The following is an 11,957-nucleotide window of genomic DNA, read 5'->3' as shown; positions in this document are numbered from 1 at the left end:
TAGAACTCAATCTGTACGAGTGCCCACACAGATGATTGCTTCATATTTTTAAAGAACAGTGTAACTAACCCTTGGTTAGCTACCGCAGCGTTGCTGCGAAGTGGAGCGCCATATTAACCGCCTCACTTTTAAAGTCAACTAGAAAATTTAATTTTCTTTCTTTCGAAAAAAGTTAATCTTTCAGTTTGGCTTTAACCTTCACTTTGGTTTGCGTTTTCTCTCGCATCCCGCCGTGTCAGTGGGTGCGCATTATAGGGACTTAAAATGTTTGGTCAAGCCTTTTTATAAAATTTTTTATACAAAGCAAAAGAGGTAGTTTGCAGATAAAAATGATTACGTCAAAGTGGGTAAATTATGTGGATATAAAGGAAGCTGATATTATCAATAATAAATGAACGCAGGCTTCAAACTGCGCTCTCTATTCAGGAGACTTACTATAAAAAGCCGCTATGAATTGCTTTATCACTTAATGGCCTATCGCAGTGTCATAAAAGTAATGTTTGCGTTTTAATTTTAGGTCACCGTTTGTCACGATCTCCATTGCGCCTTCATTGTCTAAAGTTACATTGAAGTCTGTTATCCCTCTTTTAACATCAAGCTTCATTTCCAGTTCAGCTGCTGACCAAGACTGACCAAATCCAACTTGTAGATCTTCCAAATGTTCAACCTCTTCAGATAATCTATAAGCCGATCCAGGAAATATTTGCGTTAAAGTTAGCGCTAAAATTTGTTTCCCTTGGCACAAAAACGCAAACATTGGCGTTTTGGTTTTATTAATGAATGTAACTGTAACTTTTGCAGCCATAGCGTTTCCCTCAAACTGAATAATCTATGTGCAACTATAGGGAGATTCAGATTAAAAGCAATTACGGGGCATTACAGCTAGATTGTAATCACCCATCAAGGGCTGTATTTCAGTGAGTCACAGGTATTGTTTCGGTTTCAATGCAACACCCCTTTCATTTCCCACGAACCATATTGGTTTTTTATTAAATAAATATCTTCAACATCATCATCAATAATCAACTGCACAGAAGCCAACGCTCCCTCAATTGACATGACCCTTACATCCAGCATAGATATATCCTCTGCTTGACCTGTTTCTCCATCTTTTTTATTCTTCTTGATGTTACCGCCATCTTCAATCTGCTCTTGCAAACTATTCGCAATTAATGAATTAAAGTGGTTTCTTATGATTTGCTCGACTTGCAAGTGATCGTTAAATGAATTGGCTTTACTGACATTGCTGGCTAAAAGTGAACTCAGGAACATCACTCTCATTAATAACGCCATATTATTTCCTTTATTTGTCTGCCCAGCTATGCGCGCAGGCACAATTGTAATAAACTCGTCCCTGTTTACTTTATACTCTACATAGACTTACTTTTTGTACTTATGATTTTATGAAGCTAGAACCAATATATTCTTATAAAAAATAAAATCATAAAAATCATTACTTTAACTTTAGTCATAATTCAATATGTACACTAGTAGTGCATCACAGTGTGTTGCTTATTATGTTGCAATAATCGAGGAAATTAATGTCTACTGCGGTTTTACAAAACACTACCAAGAATACAACGGTCGTTTTAGCGCTTATCATGGCAATGCTCGTATGGGGTTCAAGTTGGATATCTGGAAAAATTATTGCAGATATGGCGCCCGCTGAAATCACAGTCTTTTATCGTATCGCACTGGCTACCATTAGTATGGCACCTATTTTATTTCTGATGCATAAATCTCGGTTGCACAAACTTACTTTCTCTCGACAAGCCTTATTTTGGTCCATTCCTGCTGGTTTATTGATGGCGGCCTATAATCAATTCTTCTTTTTAGGGTTGCATGACGGGTTACCAGGCAAAGGAGGCATGCTTGTTACCACAACAAACCCTATATTTACCATTATTCTTAGTACTTTGATTTTACGTAGCACACTTTCTAACACACAACTCATAGGCTGTATATTGGGGGTCGTTGGTGGGCTCTTTATGATTGAAATTTGGCTTTTTGATGTCGCTCAAATACTGGCATCGGGAAACGCTTATTTCTTATTAGCCTCTTTAACATGGGCTTTTTTAACTCTTATCAGTAAACAAGGTACTAAATTTAGCGACTTTCTGACGTTCAGCACATTGATGTATTTTTGGGCAATGCTTTTGAGTTATCTATTCGCATATGACTTATCTCCAATCAGTAATATAGCAAACTATTCAAGTACCTACTGGTACCATATGCTGTATCTGTCAATTATTGTGGTTAGTATCGCCACCAGCATTTTCTTTTTTGCCACTCAGCAATTAGGGCCGAGTCGTTCTAGCTCGTTTATTTTCATTGTGCCGGTTACTGCTATGGGCATGTCGATATGGTATTTCGACGAACACCTAAGTTTAACCATGTCTTGTGGCGTATTATTAGCTCTAAGCGCCGTTTATTTGCTTAATAAGCCCACAAAACTTAAATCGTAACTTTTCGGGTGATGATATCTTTGAACATCACCCAGTCTGCAAAAAAGCTGTAGAGTGGATATTGAAAAGTTGCCGGTTTGTTGTGTTCATAATAAAAATGTCCAAACCACGCAAATCCATAGCCACATATTGGCAGCGCAAGTAAGAGTGCCCAATATTGCGTGATTAACATAGCAATCAATATCGCTATAACCAACGAAGAACCAGCAAAATGCATTCTGCGGCAATGCTTGTTTTGATGTTCTTGCAAATAAAACTGATAAAACGCTTGGAAGCTTTCAAATTTTCTTGCCATTCTTATGCCCCTTTTAAATGTAAAGCTCACATAGTGAGCTTTACATTTAATCATCAATTATTACGTTTAACTATTACTCAACCACTTTTGCCGTGAAAAAGCCGGATAAAAGATTGGAATAATAATAAGCGTTAAGAGTGTTGAGCTCACCAAGCCCCCTATTACAACTGCTGCAATTGGTTTTTGAAGCTCCGCTCCCACTCCATGTGATAACAACATAGGAATAAGACCTAATGCTGAAGTAATAGCAGTCATCAACACTGGACGTATACGCACACTTGCACCACTTAGCACCGCACTATAAATATCTTTATCACGTTCTTGTTTATTAATGCTCTCTACCATCACGACCCCATTTAAAATAGCTACACCAAACAAGGTAATAAATCCCACGGAACTAGCAACTGATAGATAGAGGCCAGAAAAATAGAGCGCACACACCCCACCTACAACGGCTAGTGGGATAGTGATTAGTATCAATAAAGCCTGTCTAACTGAACGAAAAATACAAAACAGCATTAAGCTGATTAATATCAACGATAAAGGCACTATCATAAGTAACTTCTGTTGAGCACGCTGTTGACGCTCAAACTGTCCTCCAATCATGACTGAGTAACCAGCAGGAAGAACAACCTGCTCTGCTACTTGCTCATAAATATCAGATACAACACTGCCCATGTCTCGGCCCTCTATATTCGCCTCGATAACGACACGTCTTTGCACATCGTCTCGCCTAATTTGTGGTGTGCCTGTCGTTATCGCCACGTGAGCGACATCGCCTAGCCGCACCCATTCTCCACTCGGCGCAACTAATATTAAATTTGATATTGCTTTGGGGTTGTTACGAAATACTTTGTCTAAGCGCAGGTATATGTCATATCGTTCATTACCATTGACAATTTGGCCCACATGCTGGCCTCCGACACCTTCATTAACCACTGACATAATATCTGATACTGTCAAATTAAATCTCGCTAGCGCCTGACGGTCTGGGGTGATTAAAAGTTGCGCCTCACCATTAACTTGTTCCATCGCGACATCTACAGCCCCCTCGATTCGTCGAATAACGGCCTCCACTTCCGTTCCCTTTTGCGCCAGAACATCTAAATCAGGCCCCATTAATTTAACTGCCAATTGCGCTTTAACACCCGATAGCAGTTCATCAACCCGTGTTGCTATTGGCTGAGAGAAGTTAAGTTGTATGCCGGGAAACACAGCCAGCTTATGCTTCATGAGTGCTTGAAGTTCAGTGCGATTGGATGCACTTTGCCACTGTTCAATTGGTTTAAGCCCAATATAAATTTCTATATTATTAACCGGTTCTGGGTCCCCGCCAATTTCCGCTCGGCCAATCCGACTAAGTGCGTAAGTGACTTCAGGTATCTCTAGTAAATATGCTTCAAGTTTTGGCGCAACCTCAAGCGCCGTTTCTAAACTGGCCGATGATGCAAGCGTAACACGTAGATTAATCGTGCCTTCTTCTAACTCCGGCGCAAATTCAGTACCTAATTTAGTCGCTAAAAAAGCGCTTAGACATATCAAGCTGATTACAGCGACTATGAAAGCTTTACGCTTATCCATCGCTTTAACCAAACACGCTCGATACATAGCCTCTAATCGAGCCGCAGCTTTATTAGGTCGAATGGATATGCCACTTCGATAAGCAATACAGGCAAGCGCTGGGACAAAGATCAAGGCAACGATGACAGCAAACGCCACCGCTAACATGATGCTAATAGCCATAGGTTCGAACATTCTGGCTTCAACGCCCTCAAAACTGAACAATGGCATAAACACCAGCAAAATAACTAAAGAAGCAAAGAAAATAGAATGTGTCACCTCTTTAGCTGCAAAGGACACAGTGGATAACACACTGTTCTGGTTATTTTTAATATCATCACCTTGCTCTTGAAGCTTTCGAACGATATTTTCAACCATCACTACCGAGCCATCTACTAGCATACCAATAGCAATGGCTAACCCACCCAATGACATTAAATTAGCCGAGATCCCAAGCCACGTCATTGTCATTAGCGCCATACCTATGGACAACGGAATGGATATCAGCACCAATAGCGCCGCCCTTAAATTTAATAAAAATAACGTCAATACAAGACTGATAAATATAAATGCAAGACCCAATGCACTAGCAACCGTTTCTACCGCCTTATCCACTAAGTCACTCTGATCGTAAAATGGCATAATTTTTACACCTTTCGGTAAGGCTTGCTCTAAACGCTCTAATCTTTCATAGATAGCATCAATGGTTTCTTTACTATTGGCACCTGTACGTTTGAGTACAATCCCTGACACAACCTCACCCATCACCTCTACTTCACCAAGGTTATTTCGCCGAGTCATGGTCACCGCACCTTGTCGAATTTCAGCGCCGATCTTAACATCTGCGACGTCGCCAACATGTATCGTTGTGCCCTCAATGACTTTAACTGGGACTTTACTAATTTGCTTTAGACCTTTCTCACCACTGGCAAACCATCCAGCCCCACGGATCACTAACTGCTCTTGCCCTCTCTCCATATACCAGCCACCCGCGTTCACATTGTTTTTTTCCAGCGCGGCTTGAATATCTGACTGCCTAAGTTCATAAGAGAGTAACTTCTGCGGATTAAGGTTCACTTGGTACTGCTTTACCTCACCGCCAAATGACAATACATCGGTCACGCCATCAACTGGCATAAGTATCATTTTTACCAACCAGTCATTTAAACTTCTCAGTGCCATAGTGTCGTAACCAGAGTCAGGCTCCGATACGATTAAATATTGAAATATTTGTCCAAGACCTGAGGTGTTTGGGCCTATATCTGGTATGCCTATACCTACGGGGATCTGCGCTTTAGCCTGCTGCAACCGTTCAAAAACAAGCTGTCTAGCAAAATAAATATCAACCCCTTCTTTAAAAGCAACAGTTACGCCTGACAGCCCCGTTTTTGATGTAGAACGCACTTGAGCAACATCCGGTAAAGCATACATCACAGCTTCAATCGGGTAAGTGATCAACTGTTCAACTTCATCTGCACCTAGCCCGGGCGCTTCCGTATTTATGACTACCTGAGTGTTTGTTACATCAGGAAAAGCATCGAGTGATAACTTTTGTGTCACAGTAATGCTTGCAAGCATAAGCGCGAGTACACCAACAAGTATCAAATAGCGGTTATTCAATGACCATGAAATCATATAATTCAACATAAACGAGCTCCCATCAGTGGTTATGCGGGTCAAAGTTACTTTTGGCTAGCTCTGAGGCGATAAAAAATGCACCTCTAACCGCTAATCGACTGGGGCTATCTAAACCATAAATCACCCGATGTTTTCCAATTTGAGCACCTAAACGTATCTGAACAGGTTTCAATGCACCATCGCTCTGTTCTACAAACACAACCCAATTTTGTGCTTGGTCTCTGACCACAGCAGACTCTGGCACCAGCATAGCTTGCTCAGTTGAGTGCATTGTTAACTGCACCTCAACAAACATACCAGCATGTAACACATCATCTTTGTTATCTACTGATAATCGGATCACCTTGGTGCGAGTAATGGGATCGATTGTATGAGTTTGCTGGATAACCTCGGCAGCGTACTTTCTGCCTTTAAACAACACCTCGGCTTGGTCTATATTGTGTGGGTCTATATCTGCCTTAACGGGTAACTTCGCCTCCACCCACAATGTACTTTCATCCGCTAGCATCATCAGCGCATACCCTGCTTCAACTCGCTGCCCTTGTGAAAAGTCGTCATTGAGCACCACACCAACTTGCTGCGCAATCAAGGCGTATTCACCCAAGGTCTCATTCGCTAAGCTATGTAAGCTTTTAATCGCAGAATCACTTAACCCAAGAGCAATAAGCTGACCGTAGGCGGCATCAAAGCGGGTTTTTCCTGCTAGCTTTTCGCTTTCACTGACCGCGGTTCCTGTCAGTTTCGCCATTCTCAGCCACTCACTTCTCGCCAACCGATATTCAGCTTGCGCGCTAGCCACCTCTTGACTAAACAGTGTCACCAATTTTTGACCTTGAGATACTTTATCTCCCAATGTGACATGACGATTTACCACAACAGAATCAGTTCTAGGAGAGACTATATAGCTGGTATAGCCGTTTGCTTTCACTTCAGCTGACGCAGACTGAGTTACTTGGTAATTAGTTTTTTTGACTTCAGCAATTTCAATACCCACGATACGGCGTTGTTCTTCATTGAGTACCGCATATTCATTTTTATGTTGACGAGTGTCATCGTTGTCTAGGTTTACATCGACGTGATGATAGTGCTTATCCTCTTGATGGTCGTGATCATGATCTGCTGTTAATGCACACACCGAAAAACTAAAAAACCCGGTAAGAGTTACCACCACTAATACATACCTTGTATTTAAAATATTCATAATTTAAACCTCCATTTACCCTCCAATACACTCAACTCATTCTAGTATTGGATGATAAAAGTCACGCACCAGCTCACTGCACACCTACCAAATAGGTGTACACACTGATGTGGGACATAACGCAACATACTGTTTGCGCTAAAATTATGTTTGTCATTTGTACACATGTCACAATACTCAGCAAACATGTGCTATGAACAAACGCCTAATTAATGGCTCACTAAACACGCTCTAAATTCAAAGCGAACAAGTGAAAAAAGGGGATTTAAGAATAGATTGGAGGTTTGTATTTTGATTCCGCCCTTCTGCGGATACGTGTATCGGGTGTATTCGCCACAACCAGAGAAGTCATGAGCGTAGCATCCTCTTGCCAGTGTCGGCTAAGCCAAGAAGTATGACTTCCAGAGCAATGGCCACAATGATGGCAATCCTGTATAGCATGACCATGCTCATCGAATTCTACTGTATTAGTTACTTGAAGATCGTGTTGATGAGAATGTGTAGACTGAAGGTGCTTTACATCAACTAAATGTACATCGGATAGAGATGCCACAAAAGACACCGACTGCAATACAATCACGGTCACAAGCACCCAATAAGCCAATATCCGACAATTCAAACCTAGTACCTTAGCATGATAAATTAGTCGTAAATATAATCATTGACCGAATTAAAGTCAATCAAGTCAAGACTAAAAAAACAAATCTAAATCATTGTTATGTAATAACATTATTGATTTTGTTTGTGATTAATCGAACAGTAATAGCTATTCACAGTTCGTTGTACCACACGAGGCCTTGATATGGCTTGGCTTTTAAGCTATCAAGACGACTTTGCAATGACCCCACATGCAACTCCAACTTATGTCCATCTGGGTCAAGAATATAAAGCGATTCACCTTCACTGCGATTCTCTTGCCAAGTCTTTATATTAAGCTCTGATATGTTACGGCGGAAGTTCGTTAGCTCAACTCGATCTACATTCAAAGCAATATGGGTATAGTCACCTTTAGTACTTAAAGGGCTATACGGTATGTCACATAAAGATAAACATAACCACAAATCGCCCAGTGATAAAGAGGCACCATTTTCCCAACGTACATGTGCTTTAGCGCCGAGCAAACGATAAAATTCAATCGACAAAATAAGATCTGATACTGACAAAGTAATATGGTTTACACCCGTTATCATACAGACAAACTCAGTGACTTTTTCATCACAACCACATGATAGCCCTTTGAATGCGTCTCAAACATTGGCTCAAAGCCCAATTGACTATATAAACCGCCATCCAATTGCTCTGTCTGCAAGTAGAGCGTTTTAATCTGCGCTAATTTCGCTTGCGACACAACATAAGACATCAGCCTTTTACCAATCTGCATGCCTCTCATTTGCGCGTCCACATACACTCCACCAACCCAATGTTCATATTGTGGGTAATCATCCATTTCTCGAATTTTTAGTTCCGCAGCCGCAACTAACTGATTACCTATCATCGCGATAAGAACTTTTGGTAACGCATTTTTATTTAATGAATTTTTTAGTTTTTCAGTGAGCTGATCTAAAGTGTAGCGACCACTTTGCTCACACCACTGTGAGTAATACCAACGGGCGACTGTAGGCAGGTATTCCGGTTTATCTGCTAAATAATAAAACACTAATTCCTTGTTCAATATTGACCCCTTCTATTTTTATGCCAACCACTTATACATGATATAACTATCAACAAACCCCAAGTGAGGGTGACGATAAGCGTTCGGAATAGTACCAATGACCTCATACCCCAACTTTTTCCAAAGCGAAACCGCAATTTCATTACTCGAAACAACTGAGTTAAACTGCATCGCCTTAAAACCAAGCGCCACAGCCTGCAGCTGTGAGTGCTCACATAGTTTTCTTGCTAACCCTTTACCACGGGCTTTCGGTGAAACCATATAACCACAGTTGCAAATATGATCGCTGGGGCCCATCGCATTGGCCTTAATATAATACGTCCCTAATACTTGTTTATTTTCAACATACACAAACGCTTTTAATGGCTGCGCACACCAAATTTGGTAAGCTTCTTCTTGTGACATATTAGGATGATATGCATAGGTTTCTTGCTGTAATATAATCTCTTTAAACACAGGCCAAAATGTCACAAAGTCTTGCTGTGTCATCTCTCTTATCATATTACTCTCCTTCGATAGACTATGTGCCCTTCATTGGTTGGACATCTTACTTTACAAAAAATGAACCGAAGATCAATACAAGTGTGGGTATTAAAGAGGACAAATGGATAAGAAAAGTAAGCCTGTATCATCAACAGGCTATAAAGCTATATTTTACTGTGTTTTGCGTTGCTGCAGCCACCGGTCTAGACAATTTGCAAATTGCTGTTTCTCACTTTGGCTCAAAGGCGGCGGCCCACCGGTTTGAACACCACTACTTCTCATCGTATCCATAAAGTCACGTATATTTAAACGCGCACGAATATTTTCAGTGGTATACATTTCCCCTCGGGTACTTAGTGCAAGTCCGCCCTTTTCTATGACTTCTGCCGCGAGAGGAATATCACTGGTGATCACCAAGTCTCCTGCGCTCATGCGCTTCACGATTTCGTTATCTGCAACGTCAAAGCCTGCACTGACCTGCAACTTGCAAATATAAGGAGACGGTGGTGTTTTCAAATATTGATTTGCCACCAAAGTGACCGTCACCTGAGTGCGCACCGCTGCACGAAACAAAATCTCTCGAATTACGACAGGGCACGCGTCTGCATCTACCCATATGGCCATGATTTGCTCCTACAATCACTGACTATTTCAACTGAGCAAAATCATACGTGCTTTTGGCTCAGCTGAAAACATCTCACCATACTATAAAGTAAATTTAGACAGCAGTACCTCTTGCTCGTGTGATTGCGAAGCAAGCTCTTGGCTCGCTTCGTATTGCTGACTAGAAAAATTATCAACCTCAACGCTAATATCATTGATATTCGCGGTATTTTTATTTATCTCTTCAATGACAACACTTTGCTCTTCAATCGCAGTCGCAATTTGAATATTGCGATCCATGATGTCTTTTACCGACTCAGAAATTTCATTCAGCATTTGCGTCGCATGCTCTGTTTGCTCAACACATAACAAAGTTTTGTCTCGACTTGCCCCCATGGCATTTTGCACCTGATTTGACGAGACCTGTATTTGTTCAATCATACTTTTAATTTCTGTTGTCGATTCTTGCGTTTTGGTCGCAAGCGAGCGCACTTCATCGGCCACAACTGCAAATCCTCTACCCTGCTCCCCAGCCCTTGCAGCTTCAATCGCGGCGTTAAGCGCCAGTAAGTTTGTTTGCTCAGCAATACCATTAATTACGGATAATATATTTTCGATGCTATGACTGTATTCAGCAAGTTGCGTACTCATTGCATGGGACTCGTTTATCTCCTCAGATAACGCGGAAATCTCTTTTTTTGTTTCTAAAAAGACCTGCTGACCATCTCTAGTTTTGTCATTAACCGTGGTAATAGAGCTGGCCGCATTTTGAGCACTACCCGCTATTTCACCGGAGGTTGTACTCATCTCATGCATAGCTGTTGCTAAACTTTCTACCAATCCGACCTGCTCTTGTAAACGAGAGCTTGATTGAGTCGCCAATTCTCGGGCTGCTTCACTACTTGATACCACAATATCGGTACCATGTTTCACTTGTGAGACTAACTGATGGAGCGACCCTAAAAATATATTAAACTGCTGCGCGACCTTACCGCACTCATCATCATTTTTAATGGTTAAACGCTGAGTCAAATCACCACTACCCGATGCGATGTTGGTAATGGCAGCTTCTAACTCTTTTAGTGGTTTTAAAAGGTGTATCGCGAGCGTTCTGATTGTTAATGACCCTAACACAACGGCAATGATTGCCAAAACAATCGTATTCAATGTCATCTTGTTGAGCACTTGATAAACTTTGTCTTTATCAAGCATTACCGCCAAATACCATGCATTACCATACTGATCATCCAGTGGGTAGTAATACATGATTTTGTCTTCACCACCGACTTCTACTTCAATCACTGTTTTTGACTGAGCCAGAGAAAGATTAGGCGAAATGTCACGTAACGTTTTGCCATTTAAATCTTTTTGCTGATGAGAAATGATTTCTCCTTGCTTATCCACTAAAAATGCAAATCCAGTTTCGTCAAAGTCAACCGCATTGATACTGTTAGCGATGGTCGTTAAGCTTAGGTCTCCACCGATCACGCCTTTAAACTGGCCTTGATAATTGATTGGAGACACTACCGAAAGTAATAGCTCACCCGTTGCCGCATCCACATAAGGGCTAGTGAAAACCGTTTTCCCTTTTTGTTTTGCCAATGAATACCAAGGACGTTGGCGAAAGTCCACACCAGGAGGATTCTGACGGTTTGGGTTGTTTGACCTAAGTCCTGTTTCCGTATCCACAGTACCAAACGCCAATAGGAATGAGGTGCTAAAATAAGGCGTGTTTAACGCTTGCTGAAAATTTTCTACACTAAATTCAACATCTAACTGTGTCTTTACTAAGTGTACTTGTGAGGCTTTTTTCGACAGCCAGTTATTAATGCTGATCGCCAGCAGCTGAGTAGTGTCTCCCACATAAGCAGCCGTTTTTTGCTTCATTGAATCATTGATAAACCAGTAAGTAGAGCCGCTGAATACAATAATGATGATAAACACCACCAGCGCAGAAGCGACTGAAAACTTGGTTCTAATCTTCATAGTTACTCGCCAGAAAAAAAATCAGTCAACATCGCAAAGTGTTGTCTATAATTC

The 11,957-nt window shown here is 41.2% G+C and carries 12 protein-coding genes; 1 reads left to right on the top strand and 11 read right to left on the bottom strand.

The window, feature by feature from the left end; all coding sequences use genetic code 11:
• Positions 1-466: 466 nt before the first annotated feature.
• Positions 467-805 (bottom strand): hypothetical protein, encoded by a 339-nt coding sequence (locus QNM16_RS19450; protein ID WP_284021990.1) that lies wholly within the window; start codon positions 803-805, stop codon positions 467-469.
• Between the two features lie 137 nt (positions 806-942).
• Positions 943-1,293, bottom strand: a complete 351-nt coding sequence (locus QNM16_RS19445) for a hypothetical protein (protein WP_284021989.1) — start codon at positions 1,291-1,293, stop codon at positions 943-945.
• A gap of 248 nt (positions 1,294-1,541) precedes the next feature.
• On the opposite strand from QNM16_RS19445, the gene QNM16_RS19440 reads away from it, so the two are divergent.
• Entirely contained in the window at positions 1,542-2,465 is a 924-nt protein-coding gene (locus QNM16_RS19440; protein WP_284021988.1) for a DMT family transporter, read from the top strand.
• On the opposite strand, the gene QNM16_RS19435 is transcribed toward QNM16_RS19440, so the two are convergent.
• The 9 genes from QNM16_RS19435 to QNM16_RS19395 all read right to left on the bottom strand — a co-directional run bounded on the left by QNM16_RS19435 (position 2,455) and on the right by QNM16_RS19395 (position 11,903).
• Positions 2,455-2,760: an Mpo1-like protein gene (locus tag QNM16_RS19435; RefSeq protein ID WP_284021987.1), complete on the bottom strand. Its 306-nt coding sequence runs from the start codon at positions 2,758-2,760 to the stop codon at positions 2,455-2,457. The two genes, QNM16_RS19440 and QNM16_RS19435, sit on opposite strands and share 11 nt — an antisense overlap.
• Before the next feature lie 66 nt (positions 2,761-2,826).
• The gene (locus QNM16_RS19430; RefSeq protein ID WP_284021986.1) at positions 2,827-5,967 is read right to left on the bottom strand and encodes an efflux RND transporter permease subunit; all 3,141 of its coding nucleotides are present in this window, start codon (positions 5,965-5,967) and stop codon (positions 2,827-2,829) included.
• Between the two features lie 13 nt (positions 5,968-5,980).
• Positions 5,981-7,159, bottom strand: coding sequence for an efflux RND transporter periplasmic adaptor subunit (locus QNM16_RS19425; RefSeq protein WP_284021985.1), 1,179 nt, complete (start codon positions 7,157-7,159; stop codon positions 5,981-5,983).
• Between the two features lie 265 nt (positions 7,160-7,424).
• Positions 7,425-7,778: a hypothetical protein gene (locus QNM16_RS19420; protein WP_284021984.1), complete on the bottom strand. Its 354-nt coding sequence runs from the start codon at positions 7,776-7,778 to the stop codon at positions 7,425-7,427.
• Between the two features lie 151 nt (positions 7,779-7,929).
• Positions 7,930-8,349 (bottom strand): VOC family protein, encoded by a 420-nt coding sequence (locus QNM16_RS19415; protein WP_284021983.1) that lies wholly within the window; start codon positions 8,347-8,349, stop codon positions 7,930-7,932.
• On the bottom strand, positions 8,346-8,831 hold the full coding sequence (locus QNM16_RS19410; protein ID WP_284021982.1) for a GNAT family N-acetyltransferase: 486 nt from the start codon (positions 8,829-8,831) through the stop codon (positions 8,346-8,348). The genes QNM16_RS19415 and QNM16_RS19410 overlap by 4 nt, the downstream gene beginning before the upstream one ends.
• 18 nt (positions 8,832-8,849) lie before the next feature.
• Entirely contained in the window at positions 8,850-9,332 is a 483-nt protein-coding gene (locus QNM16_RS19405; RefSeq protein ID WP_284021981.1) for a GNAT family N-acetyltransferase, read from the bottom strand.
• A gap of 153 nt (positions 9,333-9,485) precedes the next feature.
• Positions 9,486-9,938: a YaiI/YqxD family protein gene (locus QNM16_RS19400; RefSeq protein WP_284021980.1), complete on the bottom strand. Its 453-nt coding sequence runs from the start codon at positions 9,936-9,938 to the stop codon at positions 9,486-9,488.
• Positions 9,939-10,019: 81 nt separating this feature from the next.
• Positions 10,020-11,903, bottom strand: a complete 1,884-nt coding sequence (locus QNM16_RS19395) for a methyl-accepting chemotaxis protein (protein ID WP_284021979.1) — start codon at positions 11,901-11,903, stop codon at positions 10,020-10,022.
• Positions 11,904-11,957 lie beyond the last annotated feature (54 nt).

The sequence above is a fragment of the Pseudoalteromonas umbrosa genome (assembly GCF_030125375.1).
GTDB lineage: Bacteria > Pseudomonadota > Gammaproteobacteria > Enterobacterales > Alteromonadaceae > Pseudoalteromonas > Pseudoalteromonas umbrosa.
The sequence above is the reverse complement of the archived record's forward strand: the minus strand, read 5'-3'. Positions and strand labels throughout refer to the sequence as shown.

Bases quoted from the DNA above. Each gene is read 5' to 3' on its own strand.
- QNM16_RS19450 (WP_284021990.1), bottom strand. From the start codon at position 805: ATGGCTGCAAAAGTTACAGTTACATTCATTAATAAAACCAAAACGCCA.
- QNM16_RS19445 (WP_284021989.1), bottom strand. From the start codon at position 1,293: ATGGCGTTATTAATGAGAGTGATGTTCCTGAGTTCACTTTTAGCCAGC.
- QNM16_RS19440 (WP_284021988.1), top strand. From the start codon at position 1,542: ATGTCTACTGCGGTTTTACAAAACACTACCAAGAATACAACGGTCGTT.
- QNM16_RS19435 (WP_284021987.1), bottom strand. From the start codon at position 2,760: ATGGCAAGAAAATTTGAAAGCTTCCAAGCGTTTTATCAGTTTTATTTG.
- QNM16_RS19430 (WP_284021986.1), bottom strand. From the start codon at position 5,967: ATGTTGAATTATATGATTTCATGGTCATTGAATAACCGCTATTTGATA.
- QNM16_RS19425 (WP_284021985.1), bottom strand. From the start codon at position 7,159: ATGAATATTTTAAATACAAGGTATGTATTAGTGGTGGTAACTCTTACC.
- QNM16_RS19415 (WP_284021983.1), bottom strand. From the start codon at position 8,349: ATGATAACGGGTGTAAACCATATTACTTTGTCAGTATCAGATCTTATT.
- QNM16_RS19405 (WP_284021981.1), bottom strand. From the start codon at position 9,332: ATGATAAGAGAGATGACACAGCAAGACTTTGTGACATTTTGGCCTGTG.
- QNM16_RS19400 (WP_284021980.1), bottom strand. From the start codon at position 9,938: ATGGCCATATGGGTAGATGCAGACGCGTGCCCTGTCGTAATTCGAGAG.
- QNM16_RS19395 (WP_284021979.1), bottom strand. From the start codon at position 11,903: ATGAAGATTAGAACCAAGTTTTCAGTCGCTTCTGCGCTGGTGGTGTTT.